This is a genomic window from Actinotalea alkalitolerans (genome assembly GCF_023369855.1).
Lineage (GTDB): Bacteria > Actinomycetota > Actinomycetes > Actinomycetales > Cellulomonadaceae > Actinotalea.
In genome coordinates, this window is sequence record NZ_JAMBPP010000017.1 from 61,378 (window position 1) to 82,974 (window position 21,597).

A 21,597-nucleotide genomic window follows, 5' to 3' on the forward strand; every position below is an offset into this window, starting at 1 on the left:
TCAGGCCCCCGTCCCGCTCGCGTAGCCCGCCGAGGAGGGGTCAGCCTGCATCGCTGCGGTCATGCCCTGCCCGATGCTCGACGAACGGCCGACCAGCCGGTTGAAGTCCTCGACGTGGTGGCACTTCTCGAGACCGGCCTCGTAGGTGATGCGGTTGGCCCGCACCAGGTCGGCGATGTGCTGGTCCATGGTGTGCATGCCCTGCTTGGCGCCGGCCTGCATCGCTGAGTAGATCTGGTGGGTCTTGCCCTCGCGGATGAGGTTACGGATCGCGGGCGTTGCCAGCATGACCTCGGTCGCCACGGCCCGCCCACCGCCGACCCGGCGGCACAGGGTCTGGCTGACGACGCCCTGGATCGCGCTCGAGAGCTGGGTGCGGACCTGCGACTGCTGGTGAGCCGGGAAGACGTCGATCACGCGGTCGATGGTCTGCGCCGCGTCCTGGGTGTGCAGGGTCGCGAACACGAGGTGGCCGGTCTCAGCAGCCGTCAGTGCCACGGATATGGTCTCCAGGTCACGCATCTCCCCCACCATGATGATGTCGGGGTCCTGCCGCAGGACGTGCTTGAGGGCGTTGGCGAAGGACAGTGTGTCTGCGCCGACCTCGCGCTGGTTGATCAACGACTTCTTGTGACGGTGCAGGAACTCGATCGGGTCCTCGACCGTCATGATGTGGTCGCTTCGGGTCCGGTTCGCCAGGTCGACGATTGCGGCCAGGGTGGTCGACTTGCCCGAGCCGGTCGGGCCGGTCACCAGGACGAGACCGCGGGGCAGCCCCGCGAAGTTGGCGACGCTCGCCGGCACACCCAGGTCCTCGAGTTGCTTGATCTCGTAGGGGATCATCCGGAACGCGGCCCCCACCGAGTCCCGCTGCTTGTACATGTTGACGCGGAACCGCGACACACCTCGGACCGCGTAGGCGAAGTCGAGCTCGAGGTTCTGCTCGAAGGTCTCCCGCTGCTTGAGGCTGATCACCGCGTACAGGCTTCGCTGGAGGGAGTCCGCAAGCAGGACCGGGAACTCCTCGAGCGGCCTGAGAGCGCCGTCCAGGCGCACCATGGGCTGGGCACCGGCCGTCAGGTGGAGATCCGACGCACCCCGGTCGATCATCATCCTCAGAGCGGTATCGAGGTCGAGATCACCCTCCTGCGCGAGCTGCGCCATTCCGATTCGCGTGCTGCGCTCTGAGCCCTGAGGCCGGATGGGAAGTGCCTGTTCACGACCCGGTTGTGCCGGCTGCGCTTGTGTCGGACGGTGCAGCGATGGTTTTGCCTCCTGGTGCTGCGGCGTCGGCCGAGCTGGTTCAGGTGCTGCTCGACGGGCAGACGGCTGCAGACCCTGCCGGGCGGGCATCTGACCCAAGACATGCGGCTGGCCCGAGGGGTGCTGCGGCGTCGCGCTGTGCTGCGGACCCGCAGGCTGGGCGCTGGAGGGACCCGCGGGGTAGGTCCTCGCCGGTGAGGTTGCCAAGTGACCGGCTGAGTGGCTCGCCTGATGAGCAGGCGGGGGGGGGTAGCCCCCGGGCGGCGGCCCCTGGCGTACTCCGGGGTTCTGCTGTGCAGGAGGACCAGGTGCGACCTCGTCAGCTGAGACCGGCGCCGGGCGGGAGCTCGTGGGCGCACCATGTGGCGCGGGGTAGAACTGGTTCACAGGATCGGCCTCCGGTCTCGGCGTTCTGGCGTAGAACGCTCCCGCCGATCTATCGACCGTCGCAGGCGTCCGCTTAACCTCTCCGCCTCAGAACCGCCCAACCCACCTCACGCAACGACGCGCAGGATCTCCTCGATCGACGTGTCACCCAGGAGGACCTTGGTCCAGCCGTCGTCGCGCAACGTGATCATCCCCTGCTCCCGCGCGGTCCGGGCGATGTCCGCAGCCGAGGAGTGAGCGACGGCATGGCGTTCGATGTCCTCGGTCACCCGCATGACCTCGTGAACGGCCAGGCGCCCCCGGTAGCCGGTGTTCGAGCACGCACTGCACCCCGCGGGTCGATGGATCGTCGGGATCTCCTCGCCCGGGTTCCACGGGAACCGGGCCGCGATGAGCTCGACCTCGCTGGGCACATAGGCCTGCTTGCACTTCGAGCACAGGCGCCGGGCCAGACGCTGAGCGACGATGCAGTCCAGCGCCGATCCGACGAGGAACGGTTCGATCCCCATCTCGATCAGACGTGTCACCGCGCTCGGCGCGTCGTTCGTGTGCAACGTGGACAGCACCAGGTGACCGGTCAAGGCAGCCTCGATGGCGATCTGGGCAGTCTCGTGATCCCGGATCTCGCCGAGGAGGACGACGTCGGGGTCGGACCGGAGGATCGACCGCAGCGCGCCCGAGAACGTCAGGCCTGCCTTGGGGTTGACCTGCACCTGGTTGATCCCGGGGAGACGGTACTCCACTGGGTCCTCGACCGTGATCACGTTGATCTCGGGGCGCGAGACCGCGTTGAGCGTCGCGTAGAGCGTCGTGGACTTGCCCGATCCGGTGGGCCCCGTCACCAAGATCATGCCGTAGGGCTTGGTGTACGACTCCTTGTACGTCGTGTAGTTGTCCTCGAGGAACGACAGGTCACGCAGGTCCAGGCTCGCGGTGGAGTTGTCCAGGATGCGCATGACGACCTTCTCGCCCCACACCGTCGGGAGGGTCGCCACACGGAGGTCGATCTTGCGCCCGTTGTGGGTGACGGACATGCGGCCGTCCTGGGGCTTGCGACGCTCGGCGATGTCGATGTCGCTCATGATCTTGAGACGGGAGATGACACCACCCTGGATCTGCTTGGGTGAGCGCTGCATCTCGTGCAGAACACCGTCGATGCGGTACCGGACACGCAGGTCGTGCTCGGCCGGCTCGATGTGGATGTCTGAGGCCCGGTCCTGGATGGCCTGGGTCACCAGCAGGTTCACGAACCGGACGATGGGTGCGTCGTCAACGATGTCGCCCAACCGCGACATGTCCATCTCGAGGCTGTCCTGCTGTTCCTCCTCGAACGAGGAGGTCAGGTCATCCATCTCGTCGTCGGCCCGGCAGTACCGGTCGATCGCCTGCACAAGATCGTCGTGGGTGGCGATGACCGCCCTGACCGCGACTCCGGCGGCCGTCCGGACGTCGTCGACGGCGACGACGTTGCCAGGGTCGGCCATGGCGAGGACGAGCGCGCCGTCCGCGATCGCGATCGGCAGGACGATGTAGCGACGGCACAGAGCACTCGGGACCAGGGCGATGGCGTTCCGGTCTACCGGGTAGTCCCCCAGCTCGACGAACTCCATGCCCACCTGGTTGGCCAGCGCGCGCACCAGCTGGGACTCGCTCAGCATCCCGATCTCGACCAGCACCCGACCCAGGGACTGGCCGCGGACGGCCTGTTCGTCAAGGGCGGCCATGAGCTGCCCCTCGCTGAGGATGCCCTCGTCCAGCAAGATGTCGCCGAGCTGCTTCACGACAGGTGTCCTTCCGAGTAAGCGACCGGGCCGGCCAGGGGAACCGTCCCGTCAGAGTGCAGCACGCGTCAGGGTGCCCGCTTCACCTATCGGCACCCGGGAGCTCATGCTGAAGCCGGAGGCCCGCCCAGCGCCCCCGCCAGCGCCTCCTCCATGGCCTCCACCGGTGCCGTTCGTCCGGTCATCAGCCGTACCTGCTCGGTCGCCTGGTGCAGCAGCATCCGCTCACCACTCACGTACGAGCCACCCGCAACGACCCACGCGGCACCCAGGGCTGTGGGCCGTGGGTCGTACGCGCAGTCCAGCAGGACCCCGAGGTCTCCCCCACCCGACTCGGTGAGCTCCGCGGCGAGCTCGTCCGCTGCGTGGGGTGGCAGCGTCGAGACCACGACGTCGGCCGAGGCCAGGGAGGCGAGCACCCGGCCCGTCGGGGCGAAGGTCAGGAACTTCGGCTCGACGCCCATGCGGTGGGCGGCGCGCATCGTCCCGCCGGCGCGCGCCATCGAGCGGACGAAGACCTGGGGGCTCGTGCAGCCCAGCTGCGCCAGTGCCGCGAGGGTCGAGGCGGCCGTCGCACCTGCACCCAGGATGACCGCCCGACGAGCCGACCCGGTGCGGGCCGAGCCGTCGGCGCCAGGCAGCGTGAGGCCCTCCTGCACGGCGTGCACCACCCCGTGCACGTCGGTGTTGGCACCGACGAGCACCGGACGGGTTCCCGCCGCCGCCTGGACCAGCACGGTGTTGACGGCACCGACGACCTCGGCGAGCGGTTCGACGTGGTCGAGCAGCCCGAGCACGGTCTGCTTGAGCGGCATGGTCAGGCTCAGCCCGGCCCAGCTCGCGTCGAGGTCGGCCACGAACCCGGGCAGCTGCTCCTCGGTGACGTCCAGCGCGTCGTAGCGCCAGGTGTCGAGACCGAGCGCAGCGTAGGCAGCCCGGTGCAGCACCGGGGACAACGAGTGCGCGACGGGGTGGCCGAGCACCGCAGCCCGACGACCGTCAGGACCGCTCACCCGGGGTTCTCTGCCTGCCACTGACGCAGCAGGGCGACGTTCTCGCGGTGCTCGTCGTAGGTGGCAGAGAACCGCGTCTCGCCCGTGTCGAGGTTGATCGTGGCCCAGAAGATCCAGTCACCGTCCTCCGGGTTGAGGACCGCGTCGATCGAGGCCGCCGACGGTGAGGCGATCGGCGTGGGGGGCAGCCCGGTGCGCTGGTGCAGGTTGTACGGGGTGTCCGCCGTGCGCAGGTCCTCGGTGGTGAGCTCGGTGCCGGGCTTGTTCAGGCCGTAGGCGATCGACGCGTCGATCTCGAGGCGCATGTCCCGGTCGAGCCGGTTCTGGATGGCTCGGGCCATCTTGGCGCTGGCCTCGGCGTTGGGCGACTCGCGCTCGACCAGCGAGGCCTTGATCAGGAGCTCCTGACGCGCCTCAGGCGGCACGGCGCGCTCGTCGAGGATGCTGACGGTCTGGGCGATCATCCTGGTGATGATGTCTGTCGCGGTGGTGCCGGGCTCGAAGGCGTAGGTCGAACCGAACAACCACCCCTCGTAGCTCCCGCCCGCCTCGGCGGGCAGCCCGACGGCCGCAGGGTCGGCCATCGCGGCCTCGAAGTCCTCGGCCGGGAGGGCCGTGACCGAGGCCAGGCGTTCGACGATCTGCTCGACCCGCAGCCCCTCGGGGATCGTCACCCGCGTCTGGACCCGGTTCTCGGGGTTCAGCAGCGCCACGACGGCGTCCGCCGCACTCATCTCGAGGAGCAGGGAGTAGGTGCCCGGCTGGATGCCGGCGGCGCTCGGGTTCGCCGCGAACGCATTGGTGAAGGCACGGGCTGAGGCCACCACGCCCGCCTCCTCGAGCACGATGCCCATGGCCTGACCCGAGGCCCCCGAAGGGATCTCGACCTGAGCGCTGCTGTGACCCGGACCCGGGTAGTCCGTGACGCCCGAGGGCTCCCGGTCGGTGAAGCTGGTCAGGACAGGCACCACGTACTGCCACACCACGTACGCGGCTCCGCCCAGCAGGAGCAAGGAGATGACCAGGGCAGCCGTGCTGCGACGACGGCGCTGCTTGCGCTTGCGGTCACGCTCTGCGCGCCGGCCCGAACGGTCCCGGACCTGGGGTTGCTCGGGGCGCTCAGGCTGCACCACCTCGTCGAGGAAGAGGTCGTTCACTGCTGGGCCTCCGGTGGTTCCTGGTGGTCGGTACGCACCTCGCCGGCTGGTCTGACCTCGACCAGCTCTCCGCAGCGAGCCCCCGTCGTGCGTTCCGCGTCGAGCGCGGACTGCAGAATCACCACCGCGGCCGCCTGGTCGACGACCTGCCGGTGGCGTCGCCCGGATCGTCCGGACGCGTACAACGCCTGATGTGCGGACACGGTGCTCATCCGCTCGTCGACGAGCCGCACCTGGACCGGTGCGATCGCGTGCGCCAACACTCCAGCGTACGTGCGAGCGGCCGAGGACGCCGAACCCTCCTGACCTGACAGGTGACGCGGCAGCCCCACGTAGACCACCGCAGCCCTGCGGTCGTCGACCAGCTCCACCAGGCGCACCATGTCGCTGGCCGATGCTACCGGCAGCGACCCGGCGGTTCGAGCCACCGTCTCGACCGGGGTCGCGATGAGGCCGTCGGGATCGCTCGCTGCCACCCCGATGCGCACGCTGCCGACGTCGACGCACAGCCGTGCCCCACGGGCCAGCGGTGTGGCCTGCACCGCTCCGGGGGCCGTCATCGGTCAGCGGCCCCCGACGCTCTGGACACCGGCGCGCACCTGCTCGAGCGCAGTGGCCAGTGCGGTCACGTCGGTGCCACCGCCCTGCGCGACGTCGTCCTTGCCGCCACCACCGCCGCCCAGGGCCCCGGCAGCCGCCTTGGCGAGCACGCCGGCACGCAGGCCCACCTCGCGTGCGGCCGCGTTCGTCACCACCAGCACCACCGGACGTTCCTTGGCCACACCGCCCAGCGCCACCACGGCGGGCTGCTCCCCGAGCCGGCCACGGACGTCGAGGGCCAGGGTGCGCAGCTCGTCGACCGAGCCGACGTCACCGACCTCGTGCAGCACGACTCGGGTGCCCGCGACGTCGGTCGCACCGTCCGCGAGGCCGCCCGCAGCGGCGAGCAGACGCCCCTGGCGCAGTGCCGCGAGCTCCTTCTCGGCTTCGCGCAGCCGTGCGAGGACCGCAGCGACCCGGTCGGGGAGCTCGTGGGGCCGCACCTTGAGGGTGTCGGTCAGGCTCGCCACGAGGGCACGCTCGGCCGCGAGGTGGTGGAAGGCCTCGATACCCACGAGCGCCTCGACACGGCGTGAGCCCGAGCCCACGGACGATTCGCCGGTCAGGGCGACCAGACCGATCTGGCTCGAGTGGTCCACGTGCGTGCCGCCGCACAGCTCACGCGACCACGGGCCACCGATCTCCACGACACGCACCTGCTCGTCGTAGGTCTCGCCGAACAGCGCGATCGCACCCCACTCCTTGGCCTCGGGCAGGGTCATGTACTGCCAGCTCACGCCCAGGTCCTGGCGGATCGCCCGGTTGGAGACCTCCTCGACCTCGCTGCGTGTCGCGGGCGAGAGCGCCTGGCCCCACGAGAAGTCCAGCCGCAGGTAACCCGGCTTGTTGTACGAGCCCGACTGCAAGGCGTTCGGCCCGAGGACCTCACGCAGCGCCGCGTGCACCACGTGCGTGCCCGAGTGCGCCTGCCGGGCGCCCAGGCGCCACTCCGGGTCGACCTCGGCCAGCACGGCCGCGCCCGCGGCGATCTCGCCCTGCGCGACCCGGACGGTGTGCACGACCAGCCCCTTGATCGGGCGCTGCACGTCGAGCACCTCCAGCCGTGCACCGTCGGAGGTGATCACGCCGGCGTCGGAGTCCTGGCCGCCGGACTCGGCGTAGAAGGGCGTGCGGTCCAGCACCAGCTCGACCGTCTGCCCCTCCCCCGCGGTGGAGACCGGTGAGCCGTCGCGCAGCAGCCCGCGCACGGTCGACGGTGTCGTGAGCTCGGTGTAGCCGGTGAACTCCGTCGCCCCGGGGGCCCGCAGCTCGCGGTACGCGGTCGAACCGGCCTGGCCGCCCTTCTTGGACCGCGCATCGGCGCGGGCACGCTCGCGCTGCGTGGTCATCAGGTCACGGAAGCCCTGCTCGTCGACGGTCACCCCCTGCTCGGCGGCCATCTCCAGGGTCAGGTCGATCGGGAAGCCGTAGGTGTCGTGCAGCGCGAAGGCCTGCTCACCGCGCAGCGCCGTGCCGCCCGCCTGCTTGACCTGCTTGACGGCCGTGTCGAAGATCGTCGTCCCCGCGACCAGGGTGCGGCGGAACGCGTCCTCCTCGGCGTACGCGATGCGCGAGATCCGCTCGAAGTCGGTGCTGACCTCGGGGTAGGACAGCGCCATCGCGTCCTTGGAGACCGGCAGCAGGTGCGGCAGCGCGTGGTCCTCGACCCCCAGCAGCCGCATGGCACGCACCGAACGGCGCAGCAGACGGCGCAGCACGTAGCCGCGGCCCTCGTTGGACGGCGTGATCCCGTCCCCGATGAGCATCAGCGACGAGCGGACGTGGTCGGCCACGACCCGCATCCGGACGTCGTCGTCCCGGTCCGCTCCGTAACGCCGGCCGGACATCTCCTGCGCGGCGGTGATCACCGGCGCGACCTCGTCGATCTCGTACATGTTGTCCACGCCCTGCAGCAGGAACGCGACCCGCTCCAGACCCATGCCCGTGTCGATGTTCTGCTGCGCGAGGTCCCCGACGATCCGGAACTCCTCCTTGCTGCGCACGTCATCGATCTCGTACTGCATGAAGACCAGGTTCCAGATCTCCAGGTACCGCTCCTCGTCGACCACCGGGCCGCCCTCGGCCCCGTACTGCGGTCCGCGGTCGACGTAGATCTCCGAGCACGGTCCCGCGGGACCGGCCTGGCCTGTGGTCCAGTAGTTGTCCTTCTTGCCGCGACGCTGGATGCGCTCCTCGGGCAGGCCCGCGATGCGCTTCCACAGTGCGGCTGCCTCGTCGTCGTCGTGGTAGACGGTCACCCAGATCGTGTCGGGGTCGAAGCCGTAGCAGCCGTCGGCCTGGGAACCTGTCACCAGCTCCCAGGCATAGGTGATCGCCCCCTCCTTGAAGTAGTCGCCGAAGGAGAAGTTCCCGTTCATCTGGAAGAAGGTGCCGTGCCGGGTGGTCTTTCCGACCTCCTCGATGTCCAGGGTGCGCACGCACTTCTGGACCGAGGTCGCACGCTTCCACGGCGGCGTCTGCTGACCGAGCATGTACGGGATGAACGGCACCATCCCGGCGATGACGAACAGCGTCGAGGGGTCAGGGGAGATCAGTGAGGAGCTGGGCACCACGCTGTGGTCGCGCTGCTCGAAGTAGTCGAGCCAGCGACGTCGGATCTCGGCGGTCCGCATGATGTCCCTCAGGTCCTTCGGTGGGTGCGCCGGGCAGAGACGCTCTGCCCGGCCGGTCAGGTGCTCGGGGCCGGTCGGTGGCCGCTCGCGGGGTGGTCCGGCGCGGGCCGACCGACCGGGTGCCGGTCTCGACGGGGTCGGGTCCTCAGAAGTCGTACAACGGCTCGTCGTCGTCGACCCGGCCCGACGGACGTGCGGAAGAGGCCGGCGATCTGCCGGTTCCGGGGGCCGGGCCGGTGCCCGACGATCCTTGCGGTGGCGTCGCGGCCTGGTGCCGGCCACCGGACGCACCGCCCTCGGGGCTCACCAGCAGTGTCGCGACCAGGTCACGTTCACGGCGATCCATCGCGGTCCGGAACGTCTCGACCGAACCCCGCAGCGCGGTCGTCGTGCGCCGGCCCGTGGCCTCGACCTGCTCGGCGACGCCCTCAGGGGTGTACCGACGGGCGACCTGCCGGGCGCGCCGGGCGATCAGCACCGCACCGGTCGCACCGACACCGACCCAGAACAGCCGGCGCATCAGCGGGACCTGCCACGCAGCGAGTCCGTCAGACCACCCAGGGCCTGACGCACCCCGTAGGAGAAGGCCGCGACCTTGATCAGCGGACCGCCGACGGTGGCAGCGACCAGGGCGGTCAGGGCCGAGACGTTCTGGCTGACCTCGGCCGCAGAGGTGGTGATCGTGTCGACCTTGACCAGCTGGGCGTTGGTCGTCGCGACCGTCGCGGCGGTCTCGTCGAGCACCGGCACGGTGTGGTCGGTGATCTCCTTGACCGAGAGGCGGGTCTCGTCGAACACCCGGCCCAGCTTGATCAGGGGAAGGGCGAGGAACCCGACGAGCGCGACGAACGCGATCGCGGCGATGAGACCTGCGACGTCTCCGAGGGACATCTGGGCTTCCTTCCGTGGCTGCTGACGACCTGCACGACCCTACCGGCCCGGTGGCGCGAGACCCTGCCGGACGCACGACGCCCCGCGCGCAACCTGGGGCTGCGGGCGGGGCGTCGCGGTACGGATCAGATCAGCGGGCGTAGTACTCGACGACCAGCTGGACCTCGCAGGTCACGGGGACCTCGGCACGCTTGGGGCGACGCACCAGCACGGCGCTCAGCTTCTCGAGCTGGACGTCGAGGTACGCCGGGACGGCGGGCAGCACGTCGCGGTGCGCCCCTGCGGCGGCGACCTGGAACGGCACGGTTCCCTGGCTCTTCGGCTTGATCTGCAGGGTCTGGCCCGGCTTCACCTGGAACGAGGGGCGGTCGACGATCTTGCCGTCGACGAGCACGTGACGGTGCACGACCGTCTGGCGGGCCTGGAGGATCGTGCGGGCGAACCCGGCGCGCAGCACCAGGGCGTCCAGACGCTGCTCGAGGTTCTCGACCAGGGCCTCACCGGTCAGACCGGGGGTCTTGCGGGCGTCCTCGAACGCACGGGCCATCTGCTTCTCGCGGATGCCGTACTGCGCGCGCAGACGCTGCTTCTCACGGAGCCGGACGGCGTAGTCGGACTCGGTGCGACGGCGGGCACGGCCGTGCTCACCGGGCGGGTAGGGACGCTTCTCGAAGTGCTTGACGGCCTTCGGCGTGAGCGCGAGGCCCAGTGCGCGGGAGAGGCGCACCTGGCGGCGCGCGCGGGTCACAGAGGACACTGGTGTTCATCCTGTCGTTGTCGTGGCACAACCCACTGCGGAGGTTCTCCGGTGGGAGTGGGACCAACCTTCGTGATGCGGCTGAGGTCCCCAGGGGGTCGCCCGCGAACGGGCAACCCGACAACTCTACCTCAACAGGGTCGCCCGGCTCGACGCGCCGACAAGGCTGCCGGCCCGCTCTCCCAGCCCGTTCGCCCAGCCCGGCTGCCCGGGCCGGCCCCCTCACCTCGCCCCGGACCCGACTGGTTCTCGAACGATCCTGCGTGTGGCGTGCGCAGGATCGTTCGAGAAGCACTCGAAGGTGGCGGGCGGCGGTGCACCGGACGGGCGTCGGCCGCGTCGTGCACAGGACGTCGGGGCCGAGGTCGAACGGGGTGCCCGAGGTCGCAACGCTCGAGCACATGAGCCCTGCCCGGTCCGTCGGTGGTGACGCAGGGTCGGGCACGGCAACACCTCCAGCCGCTGGACCGGGTCGCCGGGCGGCCAGGTGACGAGCCGTGCGGGACGGTTGCCTGCCCACTGGGCTCCGCCGGTCGCGCGGCACCAGCACGGGCTGTTCACGGCGCGTCAGGCACTGGCTGCGGGGGCCACGCCGGCGCAGGTGCGACGCCGCCGCGACACCGGTCGCTGGGTAGTCGTGCTCGGGGATGCGTTGTCGATCGTCTCTCTACCCGTCGACCCGTGGCTGCAGGTGCAGGCTGTCGCCCTGACCTGGCCCGACGCCGTCGTCGGACTCGGCAGTGCAGCGCGGTACCACCGCCTGCCGGTGAGCACGGACGACCACGTTCACCTGATCGTGCCGCGCCGGGTCCGCAGCCGGGCCGGCGTGGTGACCCACGAGATCCACCTCGACCCGCGCGAGGTGGTGCGAGTCGGCCGTGGAGCGGTGACCGACCGCCGGCGGACCCTGTTCGACTGCATCGGACGCCTCGACGCCGCAGACGCCGAGCAGCTGGTCACCTGGTCGGTGACACGAGAGCTCCTCTCACCGTCCGACCTCGAGGCTGCCGTGCGGGCACGACCGGCTGGTGGGGGAACGTCCAGCGCCGCCAGGCGCTCCGGGACATCGGTGACGGGACGCTCAGCGCGGCCGAGCGTCGGCTCCGGGTCATCCTGCAACGGTCGGGCATCACCGGGTGGCGCTTCGACCAGCAGGTGCTCGACGTCGACGGGATCATCGGGCGCGCCGACGTGCTGTTCGTCCGCGAACGCCTCGTCCTGGAGGTGGACGGCTTCGCCAGCCACGGCCGAGCGCAGTTCCAGCACGACAGGACGCGCCAGAACCGGCTCGTCGCGGCAGGCTTCACCGTGCTCAGGTTCACCTGGGCCGACCTCACCGAACGTCCGCACGCCGTGGCCGACCAGGTCCGTTCCGTCCTGCGCCGCCTCCGCACCAGCCGCTGAGCCCCGACCCGCCGGACCTCTCGAACAGATCTGCGCTCCCGGTGCACCGATCCGTTCGAGAACCTGGCACGCAGCCGGGCCAGGTCAGCCGTGGAGGATGTGGCGGATGCGCTCGAGCCGTGCTGAGACGTCGCGCTCGTAGCCGCGGTCGGACGGGTGGTAGTAGCGCGCGTCGGTGAGCTCGTCGGGGGCGTACTGCTGCGCCGCGACGGCGTGGGGCTGGTCGTGGGCGTACTGGTAGCCCTTGCCGTGACCCACTCGCCCGGCGCCCGCGTAGTGCGCGTCGCGCAGGTGAGGGGGGACCGGTCCTGCCTTGCCCGCCCGCACGTCGGCGATCGCTGCGTCGATCGCCACGTACGTCGCGTTGGACTTCGGTGCCGTGGTGACGTGGACCACGGCCTCGGCCAGGATCAGCCGCGCCTCGGGCATGCCGATGAGGGCGACCGCCTGGGCCGCAGCGACGGCAGTCTGGAGGGCCGAGGGGTCGGCCATGCCGATCTCCTCGGCTGCGGCGATCACCACCCGTCGGGCGATGAAGCGCGGGTCCTCCCCCGCGACGATCATGCGCGCGAGGTAGTGCAGCGCCGCGTCGACGTCCGAGCCGCGCATCGACTTGATGAACGCGCTGATCACGTCGTAGTGCTGGTCGCCGGCACGGTCGTAGCGCACCGCCGCGACGTCGATCGCACGCTCGACGGTCGCGAGGGTCACCTCCGGGACGGCGTCGTCGGGAGCTGCATCCTCGGGCGCTGCCTCACCCTCCTCGTGCGCTGCCCCCTCGCCGCTCTGGGGCCCCTCCTCGAGCGCCGCCCCGGCCGCGGCCTCGAGGATGGTCAGCGCCTTGCGGGCGTCGCCGCCCGAAAGCCGGAGCAGGTGCTCCTCGGCGTCCTCACCGAGGCGCACCGCACCACCGAGCCCGCGCTCGTCGAGCACCGCGCGGCGGACCAGCCCGCGGACGTCCTCGACGGTCAGCGGCTGGAGGGTGAGCAGCAACGAGCGGGACAGCAGCGGGGAGTTCACCGAGAAGCTCGGGTTCTCGGTCGTGGCCGCGACCAGGGTCACCCACCGGTTCTCGACGCTGGGCAGCAGCGCGTCCTGCTGGGTGGTCGAGAAGCGGTGCACCTCGTCGATGAACAGGACGGTCTCCTCACCCCCGGCGGTCAACCTGCGCCGTGCGTCCTCGACCACGGCGCGCACGTCCTTGACCCCCGACGTCACACCGGAGAGCTCGACGAACCGGCGCCCGGAGGTCGCGGCGATCAGGTAGGCCAGCGTGGTCTTCCCGGTTCCCGGCGGGCCCCACAGCACCACCGACGACGGCGCAGCACGGCGCGAGGCGTCGTCGGTCGGTTCCACGAGACGACGCAGCGGCGACCCCTGCGCGAGCAGATGCTTCTGCCCGGCGACCTCGGCGAGGGTGACCGGACGCATCCGCACCGCGAGCGGAGCCCCCGCACCGGGCGTCGGCAGGCCCTGCGCCGAGGTGCTGGTCGCAGCGAACAGGTCCACGCGGTGAGCCTACGCACGCCGGGCCCCACTGGTGACAGCAAGGTGCGCTCCACCCGCAGGACCTGGGATGATGTCGGGCGTGTTCGACACCCTGGGCCGGCTGGTCGCGCGTGCCCCGCGCCGCACGATCGCCGTCTGGGCGGTCTTCACCGCCGTCTGCTTCGCCCTGGCCTTCCAGGGCGTCGGCGGGCAGACGCTCTTCGAACGCCTCAGCAGCGGTGCACCCGCGGTGCCGGGCTCGCAGAGTGCGACCGCCGACGAGATCCTCACCGACGAGTCGCTGGCCGGCCCCACCCTGACCCTGGCGGTCCAGGGCGTCGCCCCCGCGGACACCGAGATCACCGAAGAGCTCGGCGCCGTGCTCGCGGAGCCACGCACCGAGCTTCTGGGGATCCCCGGCGTCGCTGCAGTGATCGACCCGTTCGTCCTGCCCGGTGGCCCGGCGAGCCCCGCGGCGACACCGCTCGTCGCCGCCGACGGCGACGGCTTCCTGGTCGTGGTCGAGCTCGAGCGCGACCTGGACGACGCCGTCGAGTCCGACGCGCTCGCCGCGGTCGAGGACCGTCTCGACCGGATCCCGGCCGAGCTGTCGCAGGTCGCCCCGGGCGTGAGCGGTCAGGTCGGCGGGACGACCCTGATCATCCAGGCCATCACCGACCAGGTCGAGCACGACCTCGCGACCGGGGAGGCGATCGCCCTGCCCATCGCCCTGCTGGTGATGGTCATGGTCTTCGGCGGGTTCCTCGCCGCCTCGATGCCGATGGCCGGTGCGCTGGCCTCGATCGCCGGGGGGATCGGGGCCCTCTTCGCCCTGTCGCACTGGCTCGACATGGACGCCTCGGTCGTCAACGTGGTCACGCTGCTCGGCCTGGGGCTGTCCATCGACTACGGCCTGCTGATCGTCTCGCGCTTCCGAGAGGAGCTGCACACCCTGGTCGACGTGGACCAGGGCGCCGCGGTGCGCAAGCGCCGGGGTGACGGCGCGGTCGAGACGGCGCTGCGCCGGACCATGCAGACGGCGGGCAGGACGGTGGCGTTCTCGGCCCTCATCGTGGCGATCTCGGTCTCGGGCCTGATCGTCTTCGAGCCCTCGATCCTGCGGGCCTTCGGGGTCGCCGGGGTCGCGGTGATCCTGGTCGCGCTGGCCACCGCGATGACGCTCGTCCCGGCACTGCTGCGGCTGGCCGGCCGCCGGCTGATCCAGCCGGGCCTGGTGCACCGGATCCCGGGCCTGCGCGCGATCCTCGCCCGGACCGGGGACGTCGTCGCCGAGGAGGGGGTCTTCTCCCGCCTCGCGGCGCGCGTGCAGCGCCGACCGTGGACCGTGCTCGGCGCGTGCCTGCTGGTGCTGGGGGTGCTCGCGATCCCGCTCGCCCACATCGAGCTGCGCAACTCCACGATCGAGCTGCTGCCCGCGGGCTCCGACCAGCGGGACTACGTGCAGACGATCGGCGAGCAGTACCCCGCGTCGGAGTCACCGGCGGTCATCGTCGTCGCCGAAGGATCGATCGAGGAGGTCGCCGAGTGGTCGGCCGGACTCGCCGAGGTCCCCGACGTGCTCTCGGTCGACCAGGTCGCTCCCGTGGGCCCCTACGTGGTGGTGGGCGTGCGACCCGACACCGCTGACCCGGGCGGGGCCGTGGCGCGTGAGGTGGTGCTGGCCGTCCGCGACGTCGAGGCACCCTTCCCCACCTGGGTCACCGGTCAGGCCGCCAACCAGATCGACTTCACCCAGGCCCTGGTCGACCGGGCGCCCTGGGCCATCGGCATCGTGGTGCTGGCGACCTTCGTGCTGCTCTTCCTGATGACCGGCTCGGTGGTGATCCCGGTCAAGGCGCTGCTCACCAACGCCATCTCGCTGTGTGCCTCACTGGGCGTCCTCGTGTGGGTCTTCCAGGACGGCAACCTCTCCGGGGTGCTCCGCTTCGTCTCGACCGGGGGGATCGAGACGTACGTCGTGGCGCTGATCATCGCCTTCGGCTTCGGGCTGGCGATGGACTACGAGGTGTTCCTGCTGTCCCGGATCAAGGAGCTCCACGACGCCGGGTACAGCAACGACGACTCGGTCCGGCTCGGCCTGCAGCGCTCGGGCCGGATCATCACCTCGGCCGCGCTGATCATCATCGTGGTCTTCACCGGCTTCGTCTTCGGTGAGCTCCTGGTGATCAAGGAGGTCGGCTTCTCGCTGGCTGTCGCCGTGCTCATCGACGCCACCCTGGTGCGGATGCTGCTCGTCCCCGCGACGATGACGCTGCTCGGCCGGCACAACTGGTGGGCGCCTCGGCCGCTGCGGCGCGTGTACCGGCGGTTCGCGATCACCCACTGATCCGTGGGTCCCACGCGACGGTGACCGGGCTCCTCAGCTCGCCGGAGGGGTCGTCGCGCCGCTCGGGCCGTAGGAGGCGAAGCGGGCGCTGGTGACGAAGCCGAGCCGCTCGTAGAGCCGGCGAGCCGTGTGGTTCTCGGCGTAGTGACCCAGCCCGACCCAGTCGATGCCCGCAGCCAGGCCCTCACGGGTGGCCGCCGCTGCGAGCGCCCCGCCGAGCCCACGGTGGCGTGCCGAGGGAAGCACACCCAGCCCGTGCAGGTGCCACGACAGATCCGCACCGGCGGGATCGCCAGCACGCTCGGCGGCGCCGATCACCCCGAGCAGCCCCTCGAGGCCCGGCACGCCCCACCAGGCGATCTCGCCGGGCGCACCGGGAACGGCCGTGGTCCCCGGGTTCGCGTGGTCGAGGCATCGACGGATCGCCGGAGCGTCGGTGGTCGGGTCCAGCCGGACGACGTCGTCCTCCCCCGCCGACCGGGGTGGCACGACGTCGCTCGACATCCAGTCCCAGGTCGAGAAGGGCGCGAGGCCGAGGTCGGCGAGCACCGTGTCCGACACCGTGGACCCGCGAGGCACGCTCAACCAACGGACCGTGCCGAGCCGGGCCAGGACCCGCGGCCGGGCGACCAGCTCGGCGAGGAGCCGTCCGACGCCCTCGGGATCGCCGCGCCCGACGAGCACGTCCCGGTCGGCGCGGTGCACGGCCACCAGCAGGGCGTGGTCGTCGCCGAACACCGCTTGTGGGGCGGCACGCCGACGATCGCCCAGCAGCATCCGGTCGTCGTGCCAGGCTTCCGGGAGCATCGCGAGGTCGTCAGGGGTGCTCGTGGGCGTGAGCTCGGTCATCAGCCGGTGATCGGTCCTCTGCCTGAGGGGCGACGCGTCGGGTCAGCGGTGCTGCTCAGGCCTCGCCGGACGCAGCGGGTGCCGAGGGCGCGGCGGGCGGCAGGTCGACGCCCGCCTCCTTGCGCTGCTGGTCGGTGATCGGGGCGGGAGCACCGGTCAACGGGTCGTAGCCGCCGCCGGACTTGGGGAAGGCGATGACGTCGCGGATCGACTCCGAGCCCGTGAGCAGGGTCAGGATGCGGTCCCAGCCCAGGGCGATCCCGCCGTGGGGCGGTGCGCCGAACTGGAAGGCGTCGAGCAGGAAGCCGAACTTCTCCTGCGCCTCCTCCTGCCCGATCCCCATGATCTGGAAGACCCTCTGCTGCACGTCACGACGGTGGATACGGATCGAGCCGCCGCCGATCTCGTTGCCGTTGCAGACGATGTCGTAGGCGTAGGCCAGGGCCTCCCCCGGGGACTCCTCGAACCGGTCGATCCACTCGGGGGTCGGTGAGGTGAAGGCGTGGTGCACCGCGGTCCACGAGCCCTCCCCCACAGCGACGTCGTCGTCCTCACCGGTGGGCTTGAACAGAGGGGCGTCGACCACCCACACGAAGGACCACTCGGACTCGTCGATCAGGCCGACCCGTCGGCCGATCTCGAGCCGCGCCGCGCCGAGCAGCGCACGGGCCTCGGAGGCCTTGCCCGCTGCGAAGAAGACGCAGTCCCCGGCCGAGGCCCCCACGGCCTCGACCAGGCCGGCGCGCTCGGTCTCGGACAGGTTCTTGGCGACCGGTCCGCCCAGCTCGCCGTCCTCGCCGACCGTGACGTAGGCCAGCCCGCGGGCACCGCGCTGCTTGGCCCACTCCTGCCAGGCGTCGAAGGTTCGGCGCGGCTGCGTCCCGCCGCCGGGCATCACCACCGCACCGACGTAGGGAGCCTGGAACACCCGGAACGGCGTCTGCGCGAAGTAGTCGGTCAGCTCGACGAGCTCGAGCCCGAAGCGCAGGTCGGGCTTGTCCGTGCCGTACCGGGTCATCGCGTCGGCGAAGGTCATCCGCTGGATGGGCGTCGGCACCTGGTAGCCGATGAGGTCCCACAGGGCGACCAGCACCTGCTCACCGAGAGCGATCACGTCGTCCTGCTCGACGAAGCTCATCTCGACGTCGAGCTGGGTGAACTCGGGCTGCCGGTCGGCGCGGAAGTCCTCGTCGCGGTAGCACCGGGCGATCTGGTAGTAGCGCTCGAAGCCGGCAACCATGAGCAGCTGCTTGAAGAGCTGAGGCGACTGCGGCAGCGCGTACCACGAGCCCGGCGCGAGACGGGCCGGGACCACGAAGTCGCGCGCACCCTCGGGTGTCGATCGGGTCAGGGTGGGGGTCTCGACCTCCACGAAGTCCTGCGCGTCGAGCACCCGGCGGGCCGCGGCGTTCGCCTTCGCCCGCAACCGCAGGGCCGCGGCCGGGGCCGGTCGACGCAGGTCGAGGTAGCGGTGCTTGAGCCGGGCCTCCTCGCCGATCTGCTCGTCCAGGGCCGAGGACACCTGGAAGGGCAGCGGCGCGGACTCGTTGAGGACCACGACCTCAACCGCGACGAGCTCGACCTCCCCGGTCACCAGGTTCGCGTTCTCGTTGCCGGCGGGGCGACGGCCCACCTCGCCGGTGACCTGGAGCACGTACTCGTTGCGCAGACCGTGCGCGACGGCCTCGTCCCGGATCACCACCTGGGCGATGCCCGAGGCGTCCCGCAGGTCGATGAACGCCACCCCACCGTGATCGCGTCGCCGGTCGACCCAGCCCGTGAGGGTGACGGTCTGACCGATGTGCTCGGCTCGCAGCGAGCCGGCGGTGTGGGTGCGGAGCACGGGTGTCCTCTCCTGGGCGTGGACGACGACCGCCCGACGGGCGACCGGACGAGTCTAGTGGCGCGGCGAGACCTCGCCGGGCGGCAACCGGGCCGGGATCAGGTGGTGCGGTGTCGGCGCGGTGCGCAGCGGCACAATGGCACCAGCATCCGACTCGCCGCCACAAGCACCCGGAGGACCTCATGGCCCGCAAGATCGCGACCACCGACCGCGTCTCCCGTGACGACCTGCTCACCTACCTGCGGCCGCGTCACGAGGCGATCCTGCTGACCTGGCGGGCCTCGGGAGGGCCTCAGATGTCGCCGGTCACGTGCGGGGTCGACGACGCAGGACGGGTCGTGGTCTCGACGTACCCCTCACGCGCCAAGGCCGTCAACCTGCGGCGCGACCCGCGGGCCAGCCTGTGCGTGCTGTCCGACGACGGTGACGACTCCTGGGTCCAGGTGGACGGCACGGCCGAGGTGCTCGACCTCCCCGACTCGGTCGAGCCGCTCGTCGAGTACTACCGCTCCATCGCCGGGGAGCACCCCGACTGGGACGAGTACCGCGAGGCGATGGTGCGTCAGGGCAAGTCGCTGATCCGGGTGACGATCGAGCGCTGGGGGCCGGTCGCGACGGGCGGGTTCCCGGCGGACGTCGCCTGACGTCGTCGCCGCACGGCGCGGCCCGGCTCACCCCGCGCCGCCGGCCCACCTGCGATCCGACCGGCCTACGGCTCAGGGTTGGGCTGCGGCCCCTCCGGCGCCGTCCACAGTGCGCCGGGGGCGCCGGACGGCACAGCGGGGCGGCGCGGACGGACGGGCTCGAGCCTGCGGTAGACGCCCTGGTCGGCGGGGCGCAGATCGGTCCCTCCGCGCTCGGGCCAGAAGGACATGGCTCTCTCAGCCTGGGCCGTGATGGTCAGCGACGGGTTCACCCCGAGGTTGGCGGTCACCGCGGCACCGTCGACGACGTGCAGCGTGGGGTGGCCGTGCACCCGCTGGTACGGGTCGAGCACCCCCTCGGCGGAGGTCGCACCGATCGGGCAGCCGCCGATGAAGTGCGCGGTGAGCGGCATGTTCGCGACGTCTCCCCAGGAGCCGCCCGCCACGCCGCCGAGCTCGTCGGCGAGCAGGGTCGCGGTGCGGTGCGCGGCCGGGATCCACGTCGGGCTCGGCTCACCGGGTCCCTGCCTGCTGACCAGGCGCCACCCGACGAGCCCGCGCCGCAGACCTGTGACCAGGGAGTTGTCGAGCGACTGCATCACCAGGGCGATGGCCGTGCGCTCGCTCCAGCGGTACGGGACGAGCGACCGGACCGCGGTGACCGGCCGCCGAGCCACCTCGGACGCGTAGCGGCCCAGCACCCGCAGCCATCGGGTGCGTCGTGGCCCACCGGTCGTCAGCACGGTCTGCAGCAGTGCCATCGCGTTGCTCCCCGCGGCGTAGCGGACCGGCTCGACGTGGGTGACGGCGTCGGGGAAGAACGAGGAGGTGATCGCCACCCCGCGGTGCAGCGGTCGCGCGGGATCGACCCGGGGGGCGCTCGCGCCCACCAGTGCCTCGGAGTTGGTCCGGGTCGCGGTCCCGAGGCGGACCGAGAGCTGCGGGAGGTCACCCCGGCGTCGTCCACGGTGCAGCAGCAGCTGCGTGTTGTACGTCCCGGCCGCGAGGACCACCTGGTCGGCCAGGAAGGTCCTGCGCCGGCGGTCACCGGTCCCCCGCGCCTCGACGACCCACCCGCCCTCACCGGTCGGCCGCAGGCGTTCCACCGTGGTCATCGGGACCACCTCGGCCCCCGCGCCCTCCGCGAGATGCAGGTAGTTCTTGACCAGGGTGTTCTTCGCGCCGACGCGGCAGCCCGTCATGCACGCGCCGCACTCGGTGCACGCCGTCCGCTGCGGGCCCGCGCCTCCGAACCAGGGGTCGGCGACCGTCCTGCCGGGCTCGCCGAACAGCACCCCGACCTGCGTCGGCCGCACGGTCTCCTCGACACCCATCCTGCGGGCGACACGCCGGAACAGGACGTCCGAGGCGGTGACCGTCGGGTTGGTGGTCACCCCCAGCATGTGTGAGGCCTGGTCGTACCAGGGCGCGAGCTCGGACTCCCAGTCCGCCAGGTGCGCCCACTGCGGGTCGGCGTAGAACGGGGCGAGCGGGCGGTACAGGGTGTTGGCGTAGACCAGTGATCCGCCGCCGACCCCGGCACCGGCCAGGATCAGCGAGTCCGAGACGCGATGGATCCGCTGGATGCCGTAGCACCCTATCGCCGGGGCCCACAGGAAGCGTCGCAGGTCCCACGAGGTCCGGGCGAAGTCCTCGTCGGCGAACCGGCGACCCGCCTCCAGGACAGCGACCCGGTACCCCTTCTCGGACAGGCGCAGCGCGGCGACGCTCCCGCCGAAGCCCGACCCCACCACGACCACGTCGTACCGGGGCGGGGCGGCGGCGCTGACCATGGCTCGATGGTGTCACCCCGCCGGTGCCCTGCCGTCCTGGCGCGCGCGGGACGGCCCGGTGACCGACCATGGGGAGATGAGCGAATCGACGAACACCCAGCCCGAGGGCGACCAGGTCACCGACGCGCCGAACCCCGAGACCGGGGTGGGGATCGGCGCCGGCGAGCCCTCGACCTTCGAGCCCGAGGAGGACACCGAGTCCGTCCCCGACGAGCCCCGCGACTGACCGCGCCTGACAGGCTGGGCGCGCGCCACCCGAGAGGCCCGGCTCGCGCACCGGGGTGCGGTCAGAACAGTGCTCCCTGCACGGCGTCGGGCTCGACCGCCGTCGGCGCCGGGCCCGGCCGCCAGCTCGGTCGGCGGGTGAAGCCGTGCGCAGCGCGCAGCGGCTCGACCCGAGCTCGTAGCCACTCCCGGTACGCGGGTGACGCCTGGGCCGAGGAGCCGTACAGGCGTCGGTACCGACCGACCAGGTCCGGCCGGTAGCCGGCCAACCACTGCAGGTACCACGGCTTGACCGCCCCTCGCAGGTGCAGCGCCATGACGTGCACGTCCCGCGCCCCCGCAGCCGCGATCTCGGCGAGCAGAGCGTCCAGGTGCTCGTGGGAGTCGGTCAGCCAGGGCAGCACGGGTGCCACCAGCACGGTGCACCCGAGCCCCGCGTCCGTGATCGCCCGGATCAGGTCCAGCCGGGCGCGAGGGGTGGGCGTGCCGGGCTCGACCGACTGCTGGAGCACGGGGTCCAGC

18 protein-coding genes are annotated in these 21,597 nt (G+C 71.5%); 4 read left to right on the forward strand and 14 right to left on the reverse strand.

Going from position 1 to position 21,597, the window contains the following annotated elements; genetic code table 11:
* The 9 genes from M1R94_RS17725 to rpsD all read right to left on the reverse strand — a co-directional run bounded on the left by M1R94_RS17725 (position 1) and on the right by rpsD (position 10,482).
* Complete coding sequence (locus M1R94_RS17725; RefSeq protein ID WP_249383060.1) at positions 1-1,113, reverse strand: type IV pilus twitching motility protein PilT; 1,113 nt, start codon at positions 1,111-1,113, stop codon at positions 1-3.
* A 644-nt stretch (positions 1,114-1,757) separates the two neighbouring features.
* Entirely contained in the window at positions 1,758-3,431 is a 1,674-nt protein-coding gene (locus M1R94_RS17730) for a GspE/PulE family protein (RefSeq protein WP_249383061.1), read from the reverse strand.
* Positions 3,432-3,535: 104 nt separating this feature from the next.
* Positions 3,536-4,444: a shikimate dehydrogenase gene (locus M1R94_RS17735; RefSeq protein WP_249383062.1), complete on the reverse strand. Its 909-nt coding sequence runs from the start codon at positions 4,442-4,444 to the stop codon at positions 3,536-3,538.
* Positions 4,441-5,601 (reverse strand): endolytic transglycosylase MltG, encoded by a 1,161-nt coding sequence (gene mltG, locus M1R94_RS17740; RefSeq protein ID WP_249383063.1) that lies wholly within the window; start codon positions 5,599-5,601, stop codon positions 4,441-4,443. The genes M1R94_RS17735 and mltG overlap by 4 nt, the downstream gene beginning before the upstream one ends.
* Complete coding sequence (ruvX, locus tag M1R94_RS17745; protein ID WP_249383064.1) at positions 5,598-6,161, reverse strand: Holliday junction resolvase RuvX; 564 nt, start codon at positions 6,159-6,161, stop codon at positions 5,598-5,600. The genes mltG and ruvX overlap by 4 nt, the downstream gene beginning before the upstream one ends.
* 3 nt (positions 6,162-6,164) lie before the next feature.
* Positions 6,165-8,834: an alanine--tRNA ligase gene (alaS, locus tag M1R94_RS17750; RefSeq protein WP_249383065.1), complete on the reverse strand. Its 2,670-nt coding sequence runs from the start codon at positions 8,832-8,834 to the stop codon at positions 6,165-6,167.
* Between the two features lie 145 nt (positions 8,835-8,979).
* The gene (locus tag M1R94_RS17755; protein ID WP_249383066.1) at positions 8,980-9,354 is read right to left on the reverse strand and encodes a hypothetical protein; all 375 of its coding nucleotides are present in this window, start codon (positions 9,352-9,354) and stop codon (positions 8,980-8,982) included.
* Positions 9,354-9,725 (reverse strand): DUF948 domain-containing protein, encoded by a 372-nt coding sequence (locus M1R94_RS17760; RefSeq protein WP_249383067.1) that lies wholly within the window; start codon positions 9,723-9,725, stop codon positions 9,354-9,356. The genes M1R94_RS17755 and M1R94_RS17760 overlap by 1 nt, the downstream gene beginning before the upstream one ends.
* A 130-nt stretch (positions 9,726-9,855) precedes the next feature.
* On the reverse strand, positions 9,856-10,482 hold the full coding sequence (rpsD, locus tag M1R94_RS17765) for a 30S ribosomal protein S4 (RefSeq protein ID WP_249383068.1): 627 nt from the start codon (positions 10,480-10,482) through the stop codon (positions 9,856-9,858).
* 681 nt (positions 10,483-11,163) lie between these two features.
* Here rpsD and M1R94_RS20865 point away from each other — a divergent pair.
* Entirely contained in the window at positions 11,164-11,886 is a 723-nt protein-coding gene (locus M1R94_RS20865) for an endonuclease domain-containing protein (RefSeq protein ID WP_249383069.1), read from the forward strand.
* 84 nt (positions 11,887-11,970) lie between these two features.
* Here the strand turns inward: M1R94_RS20865 and M1R94_RS17775 are convergent, their stop codons facing one another.
* Positions 11,971-13,395: a replication-associated recombination protein A gene (locus M1R94_RS17775; RefSeq protein ID WP_249383070.1), complete on the reverse strand. Its 1,425-nt coding sequence runs from the start codon at positions 13,393-13,395 to the stop codon at positions 11,971-11,973.
* A gap of 70 nt (positions 13,396-13,465) precedes the next feature.
* Between M1R94_RS17775 and M1R94_RS17780 the strand changes: the two genes are divergently transcribed.
* Positions 13,466-15,721 (forward strand): MMPL family transporter, encoded by a 2,256-nt coding sequence (locus M1R94_RS17780; protein WP_249383079.1) that lies wholly within the window; start codon positions 13,466-13,468, stop codon positions 15,719-15,721.
* Between the two features lie 33 nt (positions 15,722-15,754).
* Here the strand turns inward: M1R94_RS17780 and M1R94_RS17785 are convergent, their stop codons facing one another.
* Complete coding sequence (locus tag M1R94_RS17785; protein WP_249383071.1) at positions 15,755-16,570, reverse strand: GNAT family N-acetyltransferase; 816 nt, start codon at positions 16,568-16,570, stop codon at positions 15,755-15,757.
* 55 nt (positions 16,571-16,625) lie between these two features.
* Positions 16,626-18,413 carry an aspartate--tRNA ligase gene (gene aspS, locus M1R94_RS17790; RefSeq protein ID WP_249383072.1) on the reverse strand — a complete coding sequence of 596 codons (1,788 nt, stop codon included), beginning with the start codon at positions 18,411-18,413 and terminating at the stop codon, positions 16,626-16,628.
* A 182-nt stretch (positions 18,414-18,595) separates the two neighbouring features.
* Between aspS and M1R94_RS17795 the strand changes: the two genes are divergently transcribed.
* Positions 18,596-19,057, forward strand: a complete 462-nt coding sequence (locus M1R94_RS17795; RefSeq protein WP_249383073.1) for a PPOX class F420-dependent oxidoreductase — start codon at positions 18,596-18,598, stop codon at positions 19,055-19,057.
* Between the two features lie 65 nt (positions 19,058-19,122).
* On the opposite strand, the gene M1R94_RS17800 is transcribed toward M1R94_RS17795, so the two are convergent.
* Positions 19,123-20,850, reverse strand: coding sequence for an FAD-dependent oxidoreductase (locus tag M1R94_RS17800; RefSeq protein ID WP_249383074.1), 1,728 nt, complete (start codon positions 20,848-20,850; stop codon positions 19,123-19,125).
* A 76-nt stretch (positions 20,851-20,926) separates the two neighbouring features.
* On the opposite strand from M1R94_RS17800, the gene M1R94_RS17805 reads away from it, so the two are divergent.
* On the forward strand, positions 20,927-21,076 hold the full coding sequence (locus M1R94_RS17805) for a hypothetical protein (RefSeq protein ID WP_249383075.1): 150 nt from the start codon (positions 20,927-20,929) through the stop codon (positions 21,074-21,076).
* 61 nt (positions 21,077-21,137) lie between these two features.
* Here M1R94_RS17805 and M1R94_RS17810 read toward each other — a convergent pair.
* Positions 21,138-21,597 (reverse strand): SPL family radical SAM protein (locus M1R94_RS17810; protein WP_374109491.1); only part of this gene is annotated, 460 nt, incomplete at its 5' end.

Bases quoted from the DNA above. Each gene is read 5' to 3' on its own strand.
- M1R94_RS17725 (WP_249383060.1), bottom strand. From the start codon at position 1,113: ATGATGATCGACCGGGGTGCGTCGGATCTCCACCTGACGGCCGGTGCC.
- ruvX (WP_249383064.1), bottom strand. From the start codon at position 6,161: ATGACGGCCCCCGGAGCGGTGCAGGCCACACCGCTGGCCCGTGGGGCA.
- alaS (WP_249383065.1), bottom strand. From the start codon at position 8,834: ATGCGGACCGCCGAGATCCGACGTCGCTGGCTCGACTACTTCGAGCAG.
- M1R94_RS17755 (WP_249383066.1), bottom strand. From the start codon at position 9,354: ATGCGCCGGCTGTTCTGGGTCGGTGTCGGTGCGACCGGTGCGGTGCTG.
- M1R94_RS17760 (WP_249383067.1), bottom strand. From the start codon at position 9,725: ATGTCCCTCGGAGACGTCGCAGGTCTCATCGCCGCGATCGCGTTCGTC.
- M1R94_RS17780 (WP_249383079.1), top strand. From the start codon at position 13,466: ATGTCGGGCGTGTTCGACACCCTGGGCCGGCTGGTCGCGCGTGCCCCG.
- M1R94_RS17785 (WP_249383071.1), bottom strand. From the start codon at position 16,570: ATGACCGAGCTCACGCCCACGAGCACCCCTGACGACCTCGCGATGCTC.
- M1R94_RS17795 (WP_249383073.1), top strand. From the start codon at position 18,596: ATGGCCCGCAAGATCGCGACCACCGACCGCGTCTCCCGTGACGACCTG.
- M1R94_RS17800 (WP_249383074.1), bottom strand. From the start codon at position 20,850: ATGGTCAGCGCCGCCGCCCCGCCCCGGTACGACGTGGTCGTGGTGGGG.
- M1R94_RS17805 (WP_249383075.1), top strand. From the start codon at position 20,927: ATGAGCGAATCGACGAACACCCAGCCCGAGGGCGACCAGGTCACCGAC.